The following is a 21,347-nucleotide window of genomic DNA, read 5'->3' on the forward strand; positions in this document are numbered from 1 at the left end:
CCCCACCGGTCGGGAGCCGTGAGAGCGTCGTCTAGCTGTTCTGCCGCGCCGCGATCCGCGCGACCGCGACGATTGCCTGGTCTGCCAGGACATTGCCGGCATTGTTCGGCGCCATCGTCGCGCGTTCCGCACGGCGGACACGATCGATCGCCGCGCTGAGCGCGGGGGCAGACCAGATCCGCAAGGCGCGCGTCGTGGCGGCGCGTTCGCGGAAGAAAACGCGTTCGATCAGCGTGTTGGCGTTGGCACCCGCATCGATTTCAGCGCGCATTTCCGAAATCGCCATCAGCCGTCGCACCAATTGGCGCAGCAGCGGGATCGGCGAGCTTCCTGCAACGTCCAGCCGCGCGAGTTCGTCGGCAAGTCGGTCGGGGCCGCCATCGATCGCGGCTTCGATTGCGCGCGACATTTCGGAATCGCCAAGGTCCGCACCGATCGCGTCGAGCGTCGCATCGTCGAGTTCGCGCGGGCGTTCGGGAGCGGCGTCGAGGTACAGCGCGATCTTCTCGAGCTCGCGGGTCATCACTGCGCGGTCACCGGCGGCCGCGACCGCGATCCGCCCGGCGGTCGACCCGGTCGTGCGCAGCCCCTGTTCGCGCGCGATGCTGGTCGCGAGCTTGTCCGCCTCGCCCGCATCGGGGACGTAGAAGGCGCAGACCATCGCGCGCGGGTCCGCAGTGGCGAGCTTGACCAGCGTGGACGACGCCTTGGCGCTGGGGGAGATCACCACGACCGGGTTGCCGCCACGTTCGGCCGCCAGCAGCATCGTGCAGGCGGCGACGCTTTCCTCGCCCGCACCCGCAACCCGGATATGCCGCGCGGTGCCGAACAGCGACAGCGACGCGGCTTCGTCCGCGAGCAGCCCGGGGCTCGATTTGAGCTGCGACGGTTCGAGATCGACCCGTTCCGCCTCGGGTCCAAGCGCGCGCGCAAGCCGCGTGGCGACATCGCGCGCGCCCGCTTCGTCGGGGCCGTAGAGCAGGTACAGGCGGACGTCGGGGCTGACCGCGTCGATCGCGCGGGTGATCTGGTTGAGGTTGGCCTTCACGGGTGCGGCTTCCGGGCCGCGTCAGCGCGCCGCGCGGTCAGCGTGGTCGACATAGGTTGCGACCCGCGTGAGGATCTGGTCCGCGACGATCTGCGACAACCGCTCGAGCGCGCTGTTTTCCGCGGCGATCGTCGCATATTCGGAGCCGACCGAGTCGATCCCCGCGTCGGACCCTGCGGCGGCGTCGAGCAGCACCGATCCGTTGCTCAGATCGACAAGCTGATAACGCGCGCGCAGTGTGCGGCGTTCGCGCGAGATACTGTCGTCGCGGCGGATTCCGAGACCGATGATCTTGTCGTCGAGCTTGACCTCGAGCCGATAGCGGACCGTCGTGCCCTGGCCGCTGTGGAAGCGGTCACGCAACGCATTGCCCATCAGCCAGCCCGCCTTGCCCTCGATCGCGCCCACATCGACCGCAGCAAGCGTGGTCGCGACGGTGCCGGTGCTCCCACCCGAATAGAGCGGACGCAGGCCACAGCCCGACAGCGCGAGCGCGGCAACCGCGAGCGGCAGGAGGCGCTTCATGCGACGAGGTTCACGAGACGGTCGGGCACGACGATCACCTTTCGCGGCGTTTTGCCTTCGAGCGCGCGGACGATCTTGTCCGAGGCGAGCGCGGCGGCTTCGATCACGTCGCGGGCGGTTCCCTTGGGCATCACCAGCGTGTCGCGCAGCTTGCCGTTGATCTGCACCGCGATCGTGACTTCGTCCTCGACCAGCAGCGCCGGATTGACCTCTGGCCAGGGCGCGTCGGCGATCAGGCCGTCGTTCCCCGCAGCGGCCCAGGCTTCTTCCGCGATATGCGGCGCCATCGGGGCGACGAGCCGCATCAGCGTCGCGATCGCGGTGTCGCGCGACACAGACGGTGCGGCGCGTTCGATCGCATTGACGAGCTCGAACAGCTTGGCGACCGCCTTGTTGAACGCGAGCGCCTCGATATCGACCGCTATGCCGGCGATCGTCTGGTGGAGCTTGCGGTCGAGCGGGGCGTCGACAGTGCCGGACTGGCCGCTCTTGTCGCCATCGAACAGCCGCCAGACGCGCTGGATGAAGCGCCACGAACCTTCGATCCCGCTTTCGCTCCACGGCAGGTCGCGCTCGGGCGGGGAATCGGACAGCATGAACCAACGCGTCGCGTCGGCGCCGTACTGGTCGACGATGCCGGTCGGGTCGACGGTGTTCTTCTTCGACTTCGACATCTTCTCGATGCGGCCGACCGTGACCGCCTCGCCGGTCGCGCGCTCGACATAGCCGTCGCCACGCTTGTCGATGTCGTCGAGCGACAGCCACAAAGGCTTGGTGATCGTGTCGGTCCCGTCGGTGCCGATCTCGGTCACCTGGCGGCTATAGGTCTCGTGCGTGACCATCCCTTGGGTGAACAGCCCCGCGAACGGCTCCGCCACGTCGAGCATCCCGATATGCCGCAGCGCGCGCGTCCAGAAGCGGGCGTAGAGCAGGTGGAGGATCGCATGTTCCACCCCGCCGATATATTGCGCGACCGGCAGCCATTGCTCGGCGACCGCGCGGTCGAACGGCTTGTCCTTGGGCTGGCTCGCGAAGCGGATGAAATACCAGGAGGAATCGACGAACGTGTCGAGCGTGTCGGTCTCGCGCCGCGCCGCACCGCCGCAGGACGGGCAGGGGACGTTCTTCCATGTCGGATGGCGGTCGAGCGGGTTGCCGGGGATGTCGAAGCTGACGTCCTCGGGCAGCACGACCGGGAGCTGGTCCGCGGGGACCGGCACCGCGCCGCACGCGTCGCAGTGGATGATCGGGATCGGCGTGCCCCAATAGCGCTGACGGCTGACGCCCCAGTCGCGCAGGCGGAACACGGTCGATCCGGTGCCCCAGCCGCCATCCTCGGCGCGGGTGATGACGGTGCGCTTGGCGTCCTCAATGTCCATGCCGTCGAGGAAGTGCGAGTTCACCAGCGTGCCGGGGCCGGTATACGCGGTGTTCCCGGTGAACAGCGGATCGGTGACGTCGCCATCCGACACGACGCGGCGGACCGGCAGATCGTATTTGCGCGCGAAATCGAGATCGCGCTGGTCGTGCGCGGGGACGCCGAACACCGCGCCTGTGCCATATTCCATCAGCACGAAGTTGGCGATGTAGACGGGCAGTTGCAGGTCGGGATCGAACGGATGCTGCGCGGTGAGCCCGGTATCGAAGCCGAGCTTCTCCTGCGTGTCCATCTCGGCCGCAGTGGTGCCGCCGCGCTTGCACAAGGCAATGAAATCAGCGGCTTCGGGGCTATTCTCGGCGAGCGCCTGCGCGATCGGATGGTCCGCCGCGACCGCGACGAAGCTTGACCCGAACATCGTGTCGGGGCGGGTGGTGAACACCTCGACCGAACCGCCATCGGATAGGCTGAACCGGAACTGCAACCCGCGGCTGCGCCCGATCCAGTTTTCCTGCATCAGCTTGACCTTGTCGGGCCAATGCTCGAGCGCGCCCAGGCCTTCAAGCAGCTCATCCGCGAAATCGGTGATCTTCAAGAACCACTGCGACAGCTTGCGCCGCTCGACCAAAGCGCCCGAGCGCCAGCCGCGCCCGTCGATCACCTGTTCGTTGGCGAGCACGGTCATATCGACCGGATCCCAGTTGACCGAGCTTTCCTTGCGATAGACCAAGCCATGGCGGAACAGCTCGAGGAACAGCGCCTGCTCGTGCCCGTAATACTCAGGCTCGCACGTCGCCAGCTCGCGTGTCCAGTCGAGCGCGAAGCCCAACCGCTTCAGCTGCGCCTTCATCGTCGCGATATTATCGCGGGTCCAGCCGCCCGGATGGACGCCCTTTTCCATCGCCGCATTCTCGGCGGGCATGCCGAACGCGTCCCAGCCCATCGGATGGAGGACTTCCATCCCCTGCATCCGGCGGAACCGCGCAAGCACGTCGCCCATCGTATAGTTGCGGACGTGCCCCATGTGGATCTTCCCCGACGGATAGGGGAACATCTCGAGCACGTAGGAACGGGGCTTGGGGCTGTCGTCGCGCGCGGCGAAGGTGCGGCGGTCGTCCCACACCTTCTGCCAGGCCGCGTCCGCCTTCAGCGCGTTGAAGCGTGACGCCATCGGTTGGATATTCCTACTGGGTTACGGCAGCGCGGCGCAGATCGCGGGCACGCGTGAGGATGATGTCTTCGAGCTTCTGCACGGTCGCCGCCTGCACCGGCGCCGCGACCCACTGGCCGTTCTGGTTGACCTGCCGCAGCGACGCCACGCGCAGGCCGTCCGCGCGCAGATCCTGGTCGAGGATCGTCACGGTCACCTTGACGCGCTCGGTCGGTGCGGCGGGGTTGATATACCAGTCGGTGACGATCACGCCGCCGTTGGAATCGGTCTGGAGCAACGGCATGAAGCTCAGCGTATCGAGGCTCGCGCGCCACAGATAGGCGTTGACGCCGATCGTCGTGACCTTCGATGCCGCGAGGTCCGCGCTCTGCGGGCGACCGCCCTTATGGCCGCATGCGCCGAGCGTCAGCGGGGCGATGAGCGCGAGCGAAAGCAGAATCGCGGTGCGGGGGCGGCGGATCATCGGCTGTTCCTGAACAAATCGGAGTGTCGGGGGTTCGGCGATATCTATAGAATGTCCCGCGTTTGCCGCAAGCACGACCGTCGGTAACGAAAGTGCAAGAACGCAGGTGGTAGAGAGTGTGGCCCGGACGACACTGTCCGGGAAAAATGAGTCGGAATGGTGGCGGTACCGGATTGAATCATGGTAGTCGCCTCGCAACATGATAGTGCCACGAAGGTACACGTGAAGGGGTCTGAAGTGTCGCTTGCTCGCTGGATGTCCGGGATTGCCGTGGGGTCGCTTGTCGCCCTCGGCATCGCCGTGGCTCCGGCGCTTGGCGCGAGCGATGCCCCCGCACCGCGGATCATCCCGCGGCACAGTGCGCAGATGGTGCGTGGCCTCGGGTCGTTCACGCCCGCGTCGGCCGATCCGCGGCTCGCGGCGATGTTCGCGCGCGGTGGTCTCGATACCAGCGGCTTCCGTTTCACGCCCTCCGACACCCGCCGTGAAGGCAGCCGTGCGGTGACGGTCGCGGTGCAGGCGCGCAGCGTCCGCGGTGTGATCGCGCGGGCGGATCGTGCGTCGCCGATCCCGGTCGCAACCGTTGCGCTGACGCCGATCGCGTATAACCTCGGGGTTGCCGTGGGTTGGAAGCGGCTTGCGGTCTCGGGCGATGTCGCACAGGTCGATCTCGCCGGAATGCCCGGCAGCCGCCAGTCGGCGGACATCGGCGTGAGCTATACCGGCAAGCGGTTCAGCGGCCGGGTCAATGCGGTCGCCGACCGGCCGTTGCCCAACGGCCCCAAGCTGATCGAGGATGCGCCTGCCTATGCGCTTGATGTCGGTGGGTCTTATTCGCTGACCCGTCGTCTCGATGTGACCGCGGGCGTCCGCTACAAGACCGAACGCGACCGCTTGACGCAACAGCCGACCGAGGACCGCCGCGACAGCCAGGCAGTCTATATCGGGACCGCGTTCCGCTTCTGAGAGTGGCGTAGGCTGCGGTCTGCCGCCTTCCTGACGTGTTGAAGACGTCTGCACACCCCTGTTCGTGTTGATGCGGAGGCAGAAACCCAGGGCCAACCAACACGACGTCTTAGGTCTCGCGCGACTCTGGGGTTCCCGCCTTCGCGGCAACGGCGTGCCCACATCCGTAGCCAGGGCGACGTTCGCCGGGGTTTTGCGCGTGTCGGGACGACGGGAGCAAACCGTCGATTGCGGCCCAACCTGCAAACCCCAGCGCGCGCACCCGTCTGAACCGCGCGGCATTCATTCCTCCAAGCGCGATCGCCGGCAACCCGACCGCCCGCGCGATCCGCGCCGCGCGCACCGGCCCCAGCGCGGGCGCGCCCGGGTGAGTCCGCGTCGGATAGACCGGGGAGACGAACACGACCTCCGCCCCCGCGCGCCGCGCCGCAAGCCCTTCGCGCACCGAATGTGCGCGGCCGATCCGCACCGGCTGGTTCCGCGCGCACGCTTCGTCGACCAGCACCAGACCCCGCCGTCGCGCGAGGGTCGCGATCCGGTGCTTGAGCACCGCGCGCTCGGCGGGGGCGGCGGCATGGTGGCGGAACACTACCCCGCTCCCGCGCGGCAATCGCACGAGGGAATCCCACAAAAGCTCCCCGATCCGCTCATCTGTCATCAGCCAGAGCACCGGAAACGCGCGGCGATGGGACAGGCTGGGGTGACGAACGGCCATTCGACCGCCTATAGCGCGCGGCATGGCCACCGACGACCCCACCACACGGCTTGCCGCCGTTTCCACCAGCATCGCGCATGCCGCCGAGCTTGCCGGCCGCAAACCCGAGTCCGTCACGCTGATCGCGGTTTCCAAGACCAAGCCGCCCGAGGAGATCCTCCCGCTTCTCGACGCGGGCCAGCGCGTGTTCGGCGAGAATCGCGTGCAGGAAGCGCAGGGCAAATGGCCTGCGCTCCGTGCAGCATTCCCGGACGCGCAGGTGCATCTCGTCGGGCAATTGCAATCGAACAAGGCCGAGGATGCGGTCGCGTTGTTCGACGCGATCCATTCGGTCGACCGGCTGTCGCTGGTCACTGCGCTGGGACGTGCGATCGAAAAGCTCGGCAAGCGGCCCGCGTGTTTCCTCCAGGTCAATATCGGGGATGAGGACCAGAAGGGCGGGTGCGCAATTGCCGATCTTCCCGGGCTGATCACCGCCGCGCGCGATGCGGGCCTGCCGCTCGCCGGATTGATGGCGGTGCCCCCGGTCGAGACCGAGGCCGCTCCGTATTTTGCGTTGCTCGCCAAGCTGGCGCGCGACCATGGGCTCGACGGCCTCTCGATGGGGATGTCGGGCGATTATGAAACCGCGGTGATGCTGGGCGCGACGCATGTCCGCGTCGGTACCGCCCTTTTCGGAGCGCGCAAATGAAGTTCGATGGCCTGATTTTCGATTTCGACGGTGTGCTGATCGAGAGCGAAGCGGTCGGCAACCGCCAGATCGCGGAGTATCTGACCGGAATCGGGCATCCGACGACGCCCGAGGACAGCTACGCCAATTTCATGGGGCTGTCGGGGCAGCATTTCATCGGTGCGCTCGAGCAATGGATCGACCGGCCGCTCCCTGAGGATTTCTACACGATGCGCGCAGCCGAGGATGCGCGCGCGCTTCGCGAGGGCGTCGGCGCCGTCGAGGGCGCGGTACGGTTCATCCAGGGGTTGCCGTTCGATCTTCCCAAGGCGATCGCCTCGTCGAGCTCGACCGAATGGATCAAACGGCATCTCGCGCATATCGGGCTCGAGGACGCGTTCGGCGACCATATCTATTCGGGCAAGGAGCATGTGACCAACGGCAAGCCCGCACCGGACCTGTATCTGCATGCGGCCAAGGCGATCGGGGTCGATATCACGCGTTGCGCGATCCTCGAGGATTCTCCGGTGGGCGCTACGGGGGCGGTGGCGTCTGGCGGGCATGTCATCGGATTTGTCGGCGGTTCGCACTGCGGGCCGGACCATGCGGACCGACTGCGCGCGATCGGGGTGCATGATATCGCAAAGAATTTTGGCGAGGTCCTGCTGTTGCTGGAGTAAGGCGACCCACTACTCCACGCTACTCCACTCCCACCCCACCGTTCGTTTCGAGCGTAGTCGAGAAACCTGCGCTGTGCCGGGTTTCTCGACTACGCTCGAAACGAACGGAAAGAGGGGGGCATCCCCAATCCTAGGCGAAACCCTAGAACTGGTGCCCCGTCCGATCGCGCTTTGTCGCGAGATAGCGTTCGTTATGCGGGTTCGCCGGCAGGATGTGCGGCACGCGTTCCGACACCGCGATTCCCGCCGCCTCGAGTTGCGCGACCTTCTGCGGGTTGTTGGTCAGCAACCGTACGCGCGTCTGCCCGAGCAGTTCGAGCATCCGCGCCGCCACCGCGAAATTGCGCGAATCGACCGCGAAGCCGAGCCGCGTGTTCGCATCCACCGTATCGAACCCCTGGTCCTGCAACGCATAGGCGCGCAGCTTGTTGATCAGCCCGATCCCGCGGCCTTCCTGGCGCAGGTATAGCAGGATTCCCCAGCCGCTCTCGCGGATCGCGCGGATCGCGCCGTCGAGCTGCGGGCCGCAATCGCACTTCAGGCTGCCGAGCACGTCGCCCGTCAGGCACTCGCTGTGGAGCCGGACCAGCGGCGCCCGCCCATCGGGGGTGCCGATCAGCAGCGCGACGTGTTCGCCGGGCATTTCGGGGGTGCGAAACGCGACGATCTCGGCGTCCTCGGCGTCTGCGACGGGGAGATGCGCGCGTGTCGCGATCGCAAGTCGCGCGGCATCTTCATGCGCGACGATATCGGCAGGGGTGAGCACCAGCGCCGCCTGCTCGCCGGGGATCGCGAAGAAGGCGGGGAGCATCCCGCCGATCCGCGCGAGCGTCAGCGCGGCGGTGGCGGCATCGTTCGCGGGGAGCGCGATCGCGCGGAACGGGCCTTTGAAAGGGGTGTCGAGATCGAACTGCGGATCCGAAAGCGCGGTCGCCATCGCGAAATCGAGCCACGGCGCGCGTTCGACCAGCACGGGGGACTCGGGCTCCGCCGCCTCGCGCTGGTTGGCGAGCTTGAGCGTCGCCGCGCGCCCCGCCGAGAGCAGCACGGGCGCGTGCCTCGCAGGATCGAACGCCGCGAGCCGCACCGGGTCCGCGGTCTCGATCGGCAGCAGCGCGAGCGTGCCGTCGCTGCCCGCAATCGCGATCGGCCAGCCGCGGCGCAGCGCGTCGATCGCGAGCGCGGTCTTGTGCGCGTCCCCGGTCGTGTGGGTCACAAGGAGAATTCGGTCATGATCGGCACATGGTCGGAGGGTTTCAGCCAGCTGCGGCATTCCTCATACACATGGTGCCGAACCGCCGTGGCCGCAACGTCCGCGGTCGCCCACATATGGTCGAGCCGCCGCCCGCGATCGTTGACCGTCCAGTCGGCCGAGCGATAGCTCCACCAGGTGTGGAGCCGCGCGGGGGCGGGGTGGAAGTGCCGCCCGAGATCGACCCAGCTGTTCGACGCCTTGAGCCGGTCGAGCGTGTCGACCTCGATCGGGGTGTGGCTGACGACGCCGAGCAATTGCTTGTGGCCCCAGACGTCCGAGGGGAGCGGTGCGATGTTGAAATCGCCCACCAGCAGCGTGGGGCCGTCGAGCGTGGTCGACCAGTCGATCATCCGGTCGAGAAAATCGAGCTTCTGCCCGAACTTGGGGTTCACCTCGCGGTCAGGTACGTCGCCGCCGGCGGGGACGTAGACGTTCTCGATCCGCATGCCGTTTTCGAGCCGGACGCCGACATGCCGCGCTTCCTTGTTCGCCTGCCAGTCGAAGCGGTCGTCCTCGGCAAGCGGGACGCGCGACAGGATCGCGACGCCGTGGTGCATCCGCTGGCCGTGGAGCACGATATGCTTGTAGCCAAGCGCACGGAACGCGGCGAGCGGGAAGTCGCCGTCGATCACCTTGGTTTCCTGCAGGCACAGGATATCGGGGTCGGCCTCGCGCAGGAAACGCTCGACGATCTCGATGCGGAACCGCACCGAATTGATATTCCACGAAACGATCTTCAGGGTCGTCATCCGGAGTGTGTAGCCGCGCCGACCCGGCAACGCCAGTCGGCGGTAGGCGCATACAGAAAGGCCCCCGCTCCGGGGGCATGGAGCGAGGGCCGACCTAGCGTTCGTCACGCAGGCGGGAAGTGGTGCGTCCGGGCAACAGGGGGAAAAATCCCGGTCCACCCCACATCCGCAGGACCGCGTCTAGCCCCACGAACCTGTCGCCAATATGAATGGCCTCACTTTTTCCCGGTGTTTCGCGTCGGATCGTTCCAGCGAAACGCGTTGTCGGCGACGGGGGCGTTGAACTTCTGGTTGGACAGCTTGACCGTCGTCCGGTTGTTCTGCGAATCGAGCGTGACCCAGCCCTGCAGCATCAGCCCGTTGGGCGCGGCGGCATTGCGTTTGAAGACCAGGTTGATCCGGCCGTATTCGGGATGCTTGGGGTCGGCGGCATCGACCGAGACGAGCTCGGGATTGCCGGTCGGGACGACGGTCGCGATCGCGCTCATGTCGCGCGACGGATCGAGCAGGATCCCGAGCGGCGACCCGCCGATTGGCCAGCGTTGCTTTTGGCCGACCGAATAATCCAGGAACCACAGCGACTTGCCATCGGCGACGATCAGGATCGGCACGCCCTTTTCATATTGAAAGCGGATCTTGCCGGGCTGCTTGAGCGTCAGCGTGCCGGTCAGCACCTTGCCCGCGCGATCCGCCTGCGCGAAGTCGGCGGTCATCGATTTAACCGCCTGGAGGTGCTTCTGCACCAGCGTCAGGTCGGCGGACGGCGCTGCCACCGCCATCGCAGGGGCGGCGAGGAAGGGGACGAGAAGGGCATAGCGAAGGGACACGAAGGATTCTCCTGACACGGGGGCTGGGGGCTCCCCGGTTTTAACGGCTGTGCTTCCCCGGCGAAGGCCAGGGCCCAGTAGAGCTGGCCAAGGTAACGCGCGCAGCACCCGCTTCTATCCGCTCGCTCCTGGGCCCCGGCCTTCGCCGGGGAAGCGCACCGTTGCAATGTGGTGCCCTGATAAAGCCACCTACGCTTGAATGCGCCGTGAACCAGACCGTTTCCCGCGTCCGCCCCGTGTTCCTGCGGCGGCGGGAACCTGGAGGGCGCGGAGAAGTCTTCTGACGCGGGGGGCGAGGCTCCCCGGTTTCAAAGAGTACGCCTCGAGTACGCTTCCCCGGCGAAGGCCGGGGCCCAGTAGCGCAGGCCAAGGTAACAAGCACAGCTCCCGCCTCTATCCGCCCGCTCCTGGGCCCCGGCCTGCGCCGGGGAAGCGCACCACTACGACGCAGCCGCTAAAGCCAGCGCCCGCTTGAGGCCACTGTTAAACAACCACCCGTCTCCCTGAACTTGTTTCAGGGTCCACCGCGGCCCAAGTCCGGTCCGTGCCCATTGCACGGTGGATGCTGAAACAAGTTCAGCATGACGGCGGTTAAGATAGGCACGGGCAAGTATCACCCCACCACGCCGTCAATCCGGAAAACCACCCCTCAGACCGGATGCCCATCCCGGTCGCGCAACACCTCGCGCCGTCCGACATGGTCGGGCCGGCTGACAACGCCGTCCTTTTCCATCCGTTCGATCAGCCGTGCGGCGTTGTTGTACCCCACGCGCAACTGGCGTTGCACCCAGGAGGTCGATGCCTTCTGGCTCTCGCACACCAATTGCACCGCGGCGCGATATTGCTGGTCTTCCTTGCTGTCCTCGCCGGTCGGCGCGCCGTCGAGCGCGAAGCTTTCCTCGGGCTCCTCGGTGACCGACTGGATGTAATCGGGCTGCCCCTGCGCGCGCCAGTGATCGGCGACCGCGCGGACTTCGTCGTCCGACACGAACGGACCGTGGACTCGGACGATGCCCTTGCCGCCGGGCATATAGAGCATGTCGCCCTTGCCGAGCAGCTGCTCCGCGCCCTGTTCGCCGAGGATGGTGCGCGAATCGATCTTGGAGGTGACGTGGAAGCTGATTCGCGTCGGCAGGTTCGCCTTGATCACGCCGGTGATGACGTCGACCGACGGGCGCTGCGTCGCCATGATCAGGTGGATCCCCGCCGCGCGCGCCTTTTGCGCGAGCCGCTGGATCAGGAATTCGACTTCCTTGCCCGCGGTCATCATCAGGTCGGCCAACTCGTCGACGATCACGACGATCTGCGGCAGCACCTGATAATCGAGCGTTTCTTCCTCGTAGATCGGCTGGCCCGTCTCGGAATAGCCGCACTGGACCTTGCGCCCGAGCGGCTGGCCCTTGGCCTTCGCGGTCTTCACCTTCTCGTTGAAGCTGGCGAGGCTGCGCACCCCCATCGACGACATCTGGCGATAGCGATCCTCCATCTGCTCGACCGCCCATTTGAGCGCGCGGACCGCCTTGGCGGGATCGGTCACGACCGGCGAGAGCAGATGCGGAATGTCATCATACATGCTCAATTCGAGCATCTTGGGATCGATCATGATCATTTTGCACTGGTCGGGCTTCAACCGGTACAGCAGCGACAGGATCATGCAGTTGAGCCCGACCGACTTGCCCGAGCCGGTGGTGCCCGCGACGAGCAGATGCGGCATCGGCGCGAGATCCGCGATGACGGGATCGCCCGCGATGTTCTTGCCTAGCACCAGCGGGAGCGAGGCGGACTGATCTTCGAAGGTTTGCGACCCGATCAGTTCGTGCAGGCCCACCATCTCGCGGCGCACGTTCGGCAGCTCGATCCCGATCACGGTGCGCCCGGGAATCGTCGCGACGCGCGCCGACACCGCGGACATGTTGCGCGCGATATCGTCGGCGAGCTGGATCACGCGGCTCGCCTTGATTCCGCTGGCGGGTTCGAGCTCGTACATCGTGACGACCGGGCCAGGCCGCACGTTGATGATCGATCCCTTGACGTGGAAATCGTCGAGCACGGTCTCGAGCAATCGCGCATTGCGTTCGAGCGCGGCCTTGTCGATCTGCCCGCCCGGCGCAGGCGGGGTCGGGATCAGCAGGTCGAGCGGCGGAAGCTGCGTGTTGTCGCCGAGGTCGAGCGAGGTCTGCTGCGTGCGGACGCGCGGGGGGGATTGCGCGATCTGGCGGTCCGAGATCACCGGGCCGGGGCGCGGATCGGGTGCCGCAACCGCGCGCGGCATCGAGACCTTGCGCGCGGGCTTGGCGTCGTCTTCGGCGTCCTCCATGCCGTCATCTTCGTCGAACCCGGCGATTGCCGCGCGCTCGCGCCGTGCGTCGCTCAACCGCCTGGCGATTTGCGGGATCCGCAGCGTGCGCTCGGCCATGTCGATCGTGAAGCTGTACGCCCACAGCACCAGCGCGGCGATCCCGAACGCCGTCGCGATCCCGCGCGTCGTCCACAGGATCGCGACGGGATCGCCGATCAGCCCGATCGCGAGCCGCAGCAGATTGGACAAGGCAAGCCCGAACACGCCGCCATACCCCGCCGGCAACCACGCGACCGCCGCGCCCGACACCAGCCCGAACGTCGTTCCGGCAAGCAGAGTCCCGCCCGTCGACGCGAGCAGCATCCGGCGCCAGCGCCCGACCGGCACGTCGCGCCATAGCCGCAGCGCGATCAGCAGCAGCGTCGGCAGCAGCAGCACCACCGCCGGGCCGAAGACCCAGAACGCCGCATCCGCGACGAGCGCGCCGGGACGCCCGAGCCAATTGTGCGCCGGACCCGCCGAGGCGGTGTTGAGCGACGGATCGCTCGCATGATAGCTTGCGATGACGATCACCATCAGCACGACGAGCGTAAGCAGCGTGAACGCGCCGAGCAGCGCGCCGCTGCGCACGGCGCCTGCCTTGACCGTCTCACGCCAGAGCGGTGGCTGCGCTTGGCTCGCCATGATGCAATGTCTTCCCGATGTTCGCTGTCTGTGCCCTTGGATTCATCGCTCGCCCACGCGGTCGCGTCAAGTTTTCCGCGATTGGCAGCGTCGCGCGAGAGGCTTACAGACCAGGCATGGATACAGCAGACGTCATCATTCTCGGCGGTGGACTCGTCGGCAGCGCGCTCGCGGTGGCGCTCGATGCGCACAACATGTCGGCGATCGTCATCGACATTGCGGACCCCGAGGTCATCCTCGCAGCAGGGTTCGACGGGCGCGCCTCGGCGATTGCGGGGGCACCGTGGCGGATGCTCGGCGCGATCGGCGTGGCCGAGAAACTCGCGCCGATCGCCTGCCCGATCAAGGGGATCCGGGTGAGCGACGGGCTCGAACCCGGCGCGCTCGATTTCGAACCCGATTCGAGCGAGGAGGCGCTTGGCCACATGGTCGAGAACCGGCGGCTACGCGCTGCGCTGTTCGAGGCGGCGTCGAGCGCGAAGAACGTCGACGTGCGGATGAAAACGCGCGCGGTATCGATCGATCGCGCAGCCTCCGGCGTCACCGTGACGCTCGATTCGGGCGCGGTGATTCGCGCGCCGCTGCTGATCGCGGCGGAAGGGCGCAATTCGCCGACGCGCGAGGCGGCGGGGCTCAACGTCGCGCGCTGGACGTATGACAATGCGGCGATCGTGACGTCGCTCCACCACGAGCATAGCCACGAGAACATCGCGTTCGAGATCTTCTATCCCGACGGTCCGTTCGCGATCCTGCCGCTCAACGACGACGCGCAGGGGCATCGCTCATGCATCGTCTGGTCGGTCACGCGCGATCAGGCGCCGGGGATGATGAAGCTGTCCGACCGTGGCTGGCTCGCCGAGGCGGACAAGCGAATCGGCGGGTTCCTCGGCAAGCTCGGGCCGTTGGGCGCGCGGTCGAGCTATCCGCTCGGCTTCCATCATGCGGCGAAGATCGTGTCGGACCGGCTCGCGCTGGTCGGCGATGCGGCGCACGGGATTCACCCGATCGCGGGGCAGGGGGTCAACGTCGGCTTCCGCGATGTGGCGACGCTGGTCGAGGTGCTGGTCGAGGGCAAGCGCAGCGGGCTTGATTTGGGCGATCCCGCGCTGCTCGCGCGCTACGACCGGTGGCGGAGCCTCGACACGCTGATGGTCTCGGTCGCGACCGACGGGCTGACGCGGCTGTTCGGCGTGAAGGGCAAGACCGCCAATGCGGTGCGGCGATTCGGCCTGTCCGCGGTGCAGAAGATGCCCCCGCTCAAGCGCCGCTTCATCGCCGAGGCGCGCGGCGAGAGCGGGGATGTGCCGAAGCTGCTGCAGGGGATAATGGTTTAAGGGGGGCGGTCGCATCAGGAGCAGGGATGTCATCGCGCGGCTCAAGCTGGATGGCTGGGCGCCGGTCCGTCAGGAGGGCAGCCACATCCAGCTCCGGCATCCGACCCGGCCGGGGACCGTCACCGTACCGCATCCCAAATCCGACCTCGCGATCGGCACGCTGAAGAGCATCGAAAACCAGAGCGGGGTGAAGTTGCGGTAGCGTGGTGCTGCGGCGATCAGCGCCCGGTGACTCGCCGCGCTGCCAGTTCGTGGCGCGCTGCCTCCGCCAGAAAGCCGGATCGATTGGTCGCAACGCGGTCGATCGCCGCCAACAGGCCCTCGTCCAGCGTGATATTTAGCCGCACCGATCGACCCGGACGGTCCGATCGGACCAATATCCGCGCGACTTCCTCGACTTCCGGGTCCCGCTCGAGCGTATCCAGCGGTGTCGGGTCGGCGACCGGATCGCCATGCTCCGCCGATACCAGCAGATGCCCAGACAGCGCCTCTTCTGCCGCAAGCGCCGCCTGCTGGATCGTGGCACCGGCTGACGTGCATCCCGGCAGGTCGGGGAAGAAGACGCTGAAGCCCTCCTGGGCGCGTTCCACGATGGCGGGGTAAACAACGATAGCCATCGAAACAGCTCCTCTCACTATCGATGTGTATCTATACACACCGCGAGCTGCAGGCAAGCCACCGTGGTTCGCTTATTGCAGCGTCACCGAATCCTCGCCGTCGTGCCGCCCGAAGAATTGCATCAGCTGGATGATCAGCTCGGCGCGTTCCTCGATCCGCTCCGCTTCGAGCAGGGCTTGCTTGGCCGCGACGTCGAACGGCGCGATCTGAGCGATGCCGTTGACCAAAGCCTCGTCGTCGAGCCGCGTCACTGCATCCCAGTCGACCGCATATCCTTGCGAATCGGCAAACGCCCGCGATTCGCTCTCCAGCGCCGCGCGCCGCGAGAGCGACAGTACCTCGGGCGATTCGGGGGAGGCGATCAGTTCCGCCTCGACCTGGCGGAACGCGGTCGGGACATCGAGCTCGCGGACGATGCGGAACAGCGACAGCCCCTCGAGGATCAGATTGTAGCGCCCGTCCTCGCTCGCCTCGAATTCGGCGATCTTGCCGATGCAGCCGATGTCGAACAGCAGCGGCTTGTCGGGCCGGGCGGGCACGTTGGGACGCGGCTGGACCATCCCGATCCGGCGATCGCGCGCCATCGCGTCCGAGATCATCGCGCGGTAGCGCGGCTCGAAGATGTGGAGAGGCAGATGCATCCCCGGGAACAGCAACGCGCCCGGCAGCGGGAAGATCGAGAGGCGGGAGATCGTCATCCGAACAGGATCGCGGAAAGCTTGCGACGCTGCGCCGCCACCCACGGGTCCTCGAGCCCGACCACCTCGAACAGCTTGAGCAACTGCGTGCGGGCGGCGCCTTCGTTCCAGGCGCGATCCTCGGCGATCATCGCGAGCAACGTGGTCGCGGCCGCATCGCGGTCGTTCGCCGCCATCTGGCCGTTGGCGAGCGCGAACCGCTTGTCGAAATCGCCAGGGTTGGCGGCAACCTCGGCGGCGAGCCCGGCAAGGTCGTCGACCGGAGTCGCATCCTGCGCCAGCGCCAGCGCGGCACGGGCGCGTTCGATCTCGGGATGCTTGGCGGTGTCCTCGGGCATCGCGGCGAGATGCTCCTGCGCCGCGTCGAGCTCACCCGCCGCCACCAGCGCGCGGACGAAGCCCGCGTTGACCGCGGGATGATCGGGCGCGATTTCGGCGATCTGGCGGAAGATGGCGGCGGCGCGGTCCGCATCGCCCTCGGTGAGCGCTTCCTCGCCCATCGCGATCAACGGCTCGATCTCGGCCTCGCCCTGCGCGGCTTCGGTCTCGATCGGCAATTGCTTGAGCAACTGGTCGAGCATCGTCTTCAACGCCGATTCGGTCCGCGCGGGGGTCAGGTCGGCGACGAGCTGCCCCTGGTACATCGCATAGACGGTCGGAATCGACTTGATCTGGAATTGCGCGGCGATGAACTGGTTCTTGTCGGTATCGACCTTGGCCAGCACCACGCCCTTGTCGGCATAGGCGGCCGCGACCTTTTCCAGCACCGGGGTCAGCGCCTTGCACGGGCCGCACCATTCCGCCCAGAAGTCGATGATCACCAATTTGGTCATCGATGGTTCGACCACGTCGCGGCGGAATGCCTCCACCGCGTCACGTTCGACTGCGCTCATTCCCAGGGTCGCCAAGAGATGCTCCAATTCGTTCGGGTCGTAGCGCCTTATGTGGGGGCGAGGGCCGACAAGCCAACCCTTTTCGCGATTGTGCGAAAAGACGCTTGCCGACCTGCCAACCCGGTGTTAGAGGCCCCCCCCTACCCGCCGGGCTCCACAGTCCGGCACACAGCGCCAGAGCGGGCGTAGCTCAGGGGTAGAGCACAACCTTGCCAAGGTTGGGGTCGAGGGTTCGAATCCCTTCGCCCGCTCCAGCGACTTCCTACATCGATATCATTCCCCTCGGGGATCCGCTGTACGGACGATCGCCGATTCGCGCGTCATGTCCAGTACAGCACGCGTGCCAGCGGCAAGCGCCGCGCGATCTCGCGGGTGAACCACGCGCGCAGCCGTTTCATCGTCGTGGCGTCATACACCTGTTTCTCGGTGCCGAACTTGGTGCGCTTGGTGACGCGGTCGGCGTCGGTCATGTCGAGCGCGGATCCGGGGTACCAGCTGTCGAGCACTGCCTTCGAGCCGCTGGTGAAACGGTGCGTGATCAGCTCGACGGTCAAGTCCGGAACTTCGGCAAGCAACGCCGCGGCGTCCGCGAGCAGCGTATCGTACGCCGCCTCCCATCCGTCCGCCGCGATGATCGGCGCAATCGTCAAACCGACCGGATAGCCCGCGTCCGCCATCCGCCGCAGCGCATGAAGCCGCGCCGCGACCGGCGCGGTGCCGCCTTCGAAGCGGGCGTAGCGCGCCGAATTGATCGACGCGCGCATGCGGGTGCGGCCCTGGTGATCGAGCCCGAGCAGCGGCTCGACGTCCGCGAACTTGGTGGTGAAGCGAAGCTGGGTCGCGGCATCCGACGCGCCGAACCATGCAATCATGCGCGACAGCGACCCCGTCAGCGGCTCGATGCCCAGCGGATCGGTGTAGCAGCTCGCCTCGAACGTGGTTCCCTCATGCGCACGGGCGGCGGAGCGCGAGGTGATCGTCCCCTGGTCCATATAGCGCGGCAGGACGCCGAGGATCTCGTCGAGATTGGCATAGACCCGCGTGATCGGCGGGCCCTTGAGCGAGCCCGCGAGATAACAATAGCTGCAATGCGCGGGGCATCCCGCCGCCAGATCGACCCGCCAGTCCGCGCTCGGCGCGATCGGTTCGAGCCTGAGCTTCGACGGCGGCGCGACGACGACCGCGAGCGTCGCCTTCGCGTCCGCATAGGCGGCGCGCGGATCGTCGGGCTGGTCCCACACGACCCGATCGTTGGGCAGGTCGACCACGGCGACGCCCTGCGCCGCGGCACGCGTGGCGATGTCGCGACCGTGCGCCCAGTCGCGCGCCGAGCGGGTGATGAGCAGGCGGCGCGGACGCCAGGTTCGGGGGGCGGGATCGATGAGCGAAGACACGAGCGCCAAACGCGCGGTCCGTCGCCTGCGTTCATTTTGCCGGGAGCGATCATTTCAGCGGGGCGTTCAGGCGGGGAGGGCGCGCACCAAGCGCGTCGAGAGAGGATTCATCGCCATGGCAACCACGCTCACCGCAACCTTCGCCACCCGTCGCGAAGCAGAGATGACGGTCGAACGGCTCGTCCAGGAACAGGGCCTAGAGCGGACCGACATTTTCATTGCCGCCGCGGGCGACGAGAACACGGCAGGCGAGGAAACCGCCGGGTCGGACGCCGAAGCCGGCGAGCCCAGCCCCGAATCGCGCGACGATGCCGCGCTGAATGGCCGGGTGATCGTTTCGGTCGATGTCGCGGACGACGCGCGCGCCGGTGAAATCCGCAGCGCGTTCGCCGAGTTCGACGCCGCCGACGTCGCGACCGACTGACCGGACCATGTGGCCCAAACCCGATCCCGTGCTGCCCGGGCAGAAAAGCGTCTGGGCGTTCCCGCGCCCCGCAATCGCCCAGGCGACCACCGCGCATGTCGTGATCGAGCATCGCGGGATCGTGGTCGCGGACAGTCGCGCGACGGTGCGGACGCTCGAGACGAGCCATCCGCCGAGCTACTACATCCCGCGCGCGGATATTCGCGACGGCGTGCTGCGGCGCGCCCCCGGCGCGTCGTTCTGCGAGTGGAAGGGGAATGCGGCCTATTGGGACGTGGTAGTGGAGGACGACGTGCTGCCACGGGTCGGGTGGAGCTACGCCAACCCGACCCCCGGTTTCGCGATGCTCCGCGACCATGTCGCCTTCTACGCTGCGCCGTTCGACCGGTGCAGCGTGGACGGCGAGACGGTGACGCCGCAACCCGGCGACTTCTACGGCGGCTGGATCACCAGCGCCTTCGCCGGGCCGTTCAAGGGCATTCCCGGCAGCCGGTTGTGGTAGGCCGCGCCAACCGGGTCGGCTAGCATCGCCGGCATGACACACGGCGATATCCGAATCGGCATTGGCGGCTGGACCTACGAGCCCTGGCGGGGGACGTTCTTCCCCGAGAAATGGGCGCAGAAGCGCGAACTCGACTTTGCCGCGTCCAAGCTGACCGCGATCGAGGTCAACGGCACCTATTATTCGTCGCAGAAGCCCGCGACCTTCGCGTCCTGGGCAAAGGCGGTGCCCGACGGGTTCGTCTTTACGCTCAAGGCGTCGCGCTATTGCACCAATCGGAAGGTACTCGCTGAGGCGGGCGAATCGATCGCCAGGTTCACCGGGCAGGGGATCACCGAGCTTGGCGACCGGCTCGGGCCGATCCTGTGGCAATTCATGGCGACCAAGAAATTCGATCCCGACGATTTCGGCGCGTTCCTCAAGCTGCTGCCCGCCAGCCAGGATGGAGTCGCGCTGCGCCACGCGGTGCAGGTGCGGCACGACAGTTTCCTCGTGCCCGAATTCGTCGCACTGGCGCGCGCGGCGGGAGTCGCGATCGTCTATGCCGATTCGACCGACTATCCCGCGATTGCGGATGTGAGCGGGGACTTCGTCTATGCGCGGCTCGAGGCGGCGGTCGAGGAGGAGCCAGCGGGTTACGCCCCGGCAGCGCTCGATCGTTGGGCCGCGGCGGCGCGGGACTGGGCGGCGGGCGGATCGCCCGAGGGATTGCCCTATGTCGCGGACGCGGCACCCAAGCAGCCACGCGATACGTTCGTCTTCTTCATCAACGGCGCCAAGGTGCGTGCACCGCATGGGGCGATGGCGTTGATCGAGCGCTGTTCGGGTAACGGTCGGTAGGAAACGCCTTCCTTTTACCTCCCCTTTTCTTCCCCGGCGAAGGCCGGGGCCCAGAAGCGGGACAGTCGTTTGCTGGACGCTGCGCTTCGCGACTACGGCCATCGCTCCTGGGCCCCGGCCTTCGCCGGGGAATGATTATCGGGGGGCAGAAACTCCCTAAACTGCGGGAGACGTACCGGCTTCCGCGGCTTCCGGTTGCGCGGGCGCTGATGCCGGTGGCGCAATCGTCGTCGGTACGCTCGCCTTCGGCTCGACGCCCGGGGCATTGATCGCGGCGCTTTCGATCGTGTCGAGCGCATGGCGCGCACCGATGTAGCGGCGCGCCGCTTCGGTCCAGCGGGTCGCTTGGCTCGCCCCTGGCATGCGGGACACCTCGGCGAGCGCCGCCTCGACCTGTCCCGCTTCGAGCAGCCGCCGGGCGCGCGCGATCCGGTCGATCGGGAGCGGCGAGGGCGTGCCCGCGCGACGCAGCACGACCAGGTTGCGGATTTCGCGCCCGAGGCTCTGGAGCCAGCCGCTGCTGCCAACGCCGGTCATCAATTCGGGAGTGACCCCGTCGAGCCCGGCGCGCAGGTCCTCGAGCGTCACCGGGTTGCGCGCCGCCTGGGTGATCGACGCCACCGCTGCCGCCTGGGACGTGCCGAAGCGCTTGCGCAATTGCTGTTCGAGGAACCCGAGGTTGAGTCCGCGATCGAGCGCGCGCCGTGCGGCGAACGCGACCATCAGCCCCTCGCTGCGGGTCGCATAAGCCGCAGACTGCTGCGCATCCTGGTCGATTCCCGTCTCGCGCGCTTCCAGTTCGGCAAGCTTTGCGGCGAGCTGCTCCTCGCGACCGGTCAAGGCGGCGAGATCAATCGCGGGGACCGGCGCACCCGGCTTGCCCGGCAGGATGACGACCGGGGGCTGGCCGTTCGAGACGGGCAGCGTCATCGTCGCGACCTGCTTGCCGTCACCGTCCTTGCCGAAGCGCGTTACAAAGAAAGCCGTCGCGCCGACCCCGATCAGGAATGCGATCAGCCCGAGCGCGACCCCCATGCGCCATCCCATGCCGCGCCGGCCCGCTGGGACCGACGGCGTGTACGGGGGTGGTGTGAAGGGGGGCACTGTCGGAGCGGTTGCGGTCTCGACACGCGAGCGTGCAGCGAAATCGGTCTCGGGGACGGTTGGCGCGGTTTCGTCCATAGGCTTGCCTTATCATCGTCCTGACGCAAACG

Annotated in this window: 22 protein-coding genes and 1 tRNA gene; 9 read left to right on the plus strand and 14 right to left on the minus strand. The window is 67.2% G+C overall.

Annotation, left to right across the window (positions count from 1 at the left end; genetic code table 11):
* Window positions 1-31 precede the first annotated feature (31 nt).
* Genes RH91_RS05355 through RH91_RS05370 form a run of 4 tightly spaced genes read right to left on the minus strand, consistent with a single transcriptional unit; the run spans window position 32 to window position 4,585 of the window.
* Window positions 32-1,048 carry a DNA polymerase III subunit delta gene (locus tag RH91_RS05355; protein ID WP_010161560.1) on the minus strand — a complete coding sequence of 339 codons (1,017 nt, stop codon included), beginning with the start codon at window positions 1,046-1,048 and terminating at the stop codon, window positions 32-34.
* Window positions 1,049-1,069: 21 nt separating this feature from the next.
* Window positions 1,070-1,573 (minus strand): LPS assembly lipoprotein LptE, encoded by a 504-nt coding sequence (lptE, locus tag RH91_RS05360; protein WP_010161561.1) that lies wholly within the window; start codon window positions 1,571-1,573, stop codon window positions 1,070-1,072.
* On the minus strand, window positions 1,570-4,122 hold the full coding sequence (gene leuS / locus RH91_RS05365) for a leucine--tRNA ligase (RefSeq protein ID WP_010161562.1): 2,553 nt from the start codon (window positions 4,120-4,122) through the stop codon (window positions 1,570-1,572). Before leuS ends, lptE begins: the two co-directional genes overlap by 4 nt.
* A 13-nt stretch (window positions 4,123-4,135) precedes the next feature.
* Complete coding sequence (locus RH91_RS05370) at window positions 4,136-4,585, minus strand: DUF3576 domain-containing protein (protein WP_010161564.1); 450 nt, start codon at window positions 4,583-4,585, stop codon at window positions 4,136-4,138.
* Between the two features lie 255 nt (window positions 4,586-4,840).
* Here RH91_RS05370 and RH91_RS05375 point away from each other — a divergent pair, with 255 nt between their 5' ends.
* A complete protein-coding gene (locus RH91_RS05375) occupies window positions 4,841-5,551 on the plus strand; it encodes a hypothetical protein (protein WP_010161565.1) in 711 nt (236 codons plus the stop codon).
* Between the two features lie 109 nt (window positions 5,552-5,660).
* Here RH91_RS05375 and RH91_RS05380 read toward each other — a convergent pair whose 3' ends face one another.
* A complete protein-coding gene (locus tag RH91_RS05380) occupies window positions 5,661-6,266 on the minus strand; it encodes a thiamine phosphate synthase (protein WP_198283228.1) in 606 nt (201 codons plus the stop codon).
* A 22-nt stretch (window positions 6,267-6,288) separates the two neighbouring features.
* Here RH91_RS05380 and RH91_RS05385 point away from each other — a divergent pair, with 22 nt between their 5' ends.
* Together RH91_RS05385 and RH91_RS05390 are read left to right on the plus strand one after the other, a co-directional pair.
* Window positions 6,289-6,957, plus strand: coding sequence for a YggS family pyridoxal phosphate-dependent enzyme (locus RH91_RS05385; RefSeq protein ID WP_010161567.1), 669 nt, complete (start codon window positions 6,289-6,291; stop codon window positions 6,955-6,957).
* Window positions 6,954-7,616 carry an HAD family hydrolase gene (locus tag RH91_RS05390; RefSeq protein WP_010161568.1) on the plus strand — a complete coding sequence of 221 codons (663 nt, stop codon included), beginning with the start codon at window positions 6,954-6,956 and terminating at the stop codon, window positions 7,614-7,616. The genes RH91_RS05385 and RH91_RS05390 overlap by 4 nt, the downstream gene beginning before the upstream one ends.
* A gap of 142 nt (window positions 7,617-7,758) precedes the next feature.
* Here RH91_RS05390 and ribA read toward each other — a convergent pair whose 3' ends face one another.
* The 4 genes from ribA to RH91_RS05410 form a co-directional block, all read right to left on the minus strand.
* Window positions 7,759-8,832 carry a GTP cyclohydrolase II gene (ribA, locus tag RH91_RS05395; protein ID WP_010161569.1) on the minus strand — a complete coding sequence of 358 codons (1,074 nt, stop codon included), beginning with the start codon at window positions 8,830-8,832 and terminating at the stop codon, window positions 7,759-7,761.
* Complete coding sequence (locus RH91_RS05400) at window positions 8,829-9,620, minus strand: exodeoxyribonuclease III (protein ID WP_010161570.1); 792 nt, start codon at window positions 9,618-9,620, stop codon at window positions 8,829-8,831. Before RH91_RS05400 ends, ribA begins: the two co-directional genes overlap by 4 nt.
* 215 nt (window positions 9,621-9,835) lie before the next feature.
* Window positions 9,836-10,399, minus strand: a complete 564-nt coding sequence (locus RH91_RS05405) for a LolA family protein (protein WP_010161571.1) — start codon at window positions 10,397-10,399, stop codon at window positions 9,836-9,838.
* Between the two features lie 697 nt (window positions 10,400-11,096).
* The gene (locus tag RH91_RS05410) at window positions 11,097-13,430 is read right to left on the minus strand and encodes an FtsK/SpoIIIE family DNA translocase (RefSeq protein WP_010161572.1); all 2,334 of its coding nucleotides are present in this window, start codon (window positions 13,428-13,430) and stop codon (window positions 11,097-11,099) included.
* Window positions 13,431-13,546: 116 nt separating this feature from the next.
* On the opposite strand from RH91_RS05410, the gene RH91_RS05415 reads away from it, so the two are divergent.
* Together RH91_RS05415 and RH91_RS21435 are read left to right on the plus strand one after the other, a co-directional pair.
* Complete coding sequence (locus tag RH91_RS05415; protein ID WP_010161573.1) at window positions 13,547-14,764, plus strand: UbiH/UbiF/VisC/COQ6 family ubiquinone biosynthesis hydroxylase; 1,218 nt, start codon at window positions 13,547-13,549, stop codon at window positions 14,762-14,764.
* A gap of 31 nt (window positions 14,765-14,795) precedes the next feature.
* Window positions 14,796-14,966 carry a type II toxin-antitoxin system HicA family toxin gene (locus RH91_RS21435; protein ID WP_269724687.1) on the plus strand — a complete coding sequence of 57 codons (171 nt, stop codon included), beginning with the start codon at window positions 14,796-14,798 and terminating at the stop codon, window positions 14,964-14,966.
* Between the two features lie 16 nt (window positions 14,967-14,982).
* Here RH91_RS21435 and RH91_RS05420 read toward each other — a convergent pair whose 3' ends face one another.
* The 3 genes from RH91_RS05420 to RH91_RS05430 all read right to left on the minus strand — a co-directional run bounded on the left by RH91_RS05420 (window position 14,983) and on the right by RH91_RS05430 (window position 16,973).
* Entirely contained in the window at window positions 14,983-15,381 is a 399-nt protein-coding gene (locus RH91_RS05420) for a type II toxin-antitoxin system HicB family antitoxin (protein ID WP_010161574.1), read from the minus strand.
* A 72-nt stretch (window positions 15,382-15,453) separates the two neighbouring features.
* Window positions 15,454-16,080, minus strand: coding sequence for an LON peptidase substrate-binding domain-containing protein (locus RH91_RS05425; RefSeq protein WP_010161575.1), 627 nt, complete (start codon window positions 16,078-16,080; stop codon window positions 15,454-15,456).
* On the minus strand, window positions 16,077-16,973 hold the full coding sequence (locus tag RH91_RS05430; protein ID WP_010161576.1) for a tetratricopeptide repeat protein: 897 nt from the start codon (window positions 16,971-16,973) through the stop codon (window positions 16,077-16,079). Before RH91_RS05430 ends, RH91_RS05425 begins: the two co-directional genes overlap by 4 nt.
* A gap of 179 nt (window positions 16,974-17,152) precedes the next feature.
* On the opposite strand from RH91_RS05430, the gene RH91_RS05435 reads away from it, so the two are divergent.
* Window positions 17,153-17,227 (plus strand) — tRNA-Gly (locus RH91_RS05435).
* A gap of 66 nt (window positions 17,228-17,293) precedes the next feature.
* On the opposite strand, the gene RH91_RS05440 is transcribed toward RH91_RS05435, so the two are convergent.
* Complete coding sequence (locus tag RH91_RS05440; RefSeq protein ID WP_029623631.1) at window positions 17,294-18,367, minus strand: SPL family radical SAM protein; 1,074 nt, start codon at window positions 18,365-18,367, stop codon at window positions 17,294-17,296.
* 115 nt (window positions 18,368-18,482) lie between these two features.
* On the opposite strand from RH91_RS05440, the gene RH91_RS05445 reads away from it, so the two are divergent.
* Genes RH91_RS05445 through RH91_RS05455 form a run of 3 tightly spaced genes read left to right on the plus strand, consistent with a single transcriptional unit; the run spans window position 18,483 to window position 20,133 of the window.
* Window positions 18,483-18,791, plus strand: coding sequence for a hypothetical protein (locus RH91_RS05445; RefSeq protein WP_010161578.1), 309 nt, complete (start codon window positions 18,483-18,485; stop codon window positions 18,789-18,791).
* Between the two features lie 7 nt (window positions 18,792-18,798).
* Window positions 18,799-19,293: a DUF427 domain-containing protein gene (locus RH91_RS05450; protein ID WP_010161579.1), complete on the plus strand. Its 495-nt coding sequence runs from the start codon at window positions 18,799-18,801 to the stop codon at window positions 19,291-19,293.
* 33 nt (window positions 19,294-19,326) lie between these two features.
* The gene (locus RH91_RS05455; protein ID WP_010161580.1) at window positions 19,327-20,133 is read left to right on the plus strand and encodes a DUF72 domain-containing protein; all 807 of its coding nucleotides are present in this window, start codon (window positions 19,327-19,329) and stop codon (window positions 20,131-20,133) included.
* A gap of 156 nt (window positions 20,134-20,289) precedes the next feature.
* On the opposite strand, the gene RH91_RS05460 is transcribed toward RH91_RS05455, so the two are convergent.
* A complete protein-coding gene (locus RH91_RS05460) occupies window positions 20,290-21,315 on the minus strand; it encodes a hypothetical protein (RefSeq protein ID WP_232283411.1) in 1,026 nt (341 codons plus the stop codon).
* Between the last annotated feature and the right edge of the window lie 32 nt (window positions 21,316-21,347).

The organism is Sphingomonas sp. PAMC 26617 (assembly GCF_000242835.1).
Taxonomy (GTDB): Bacteria; Pseudomonadota; Alphaproteobacteria; order Sphingomonadales; family Sphingomonadaceae; genus Sphingomonas.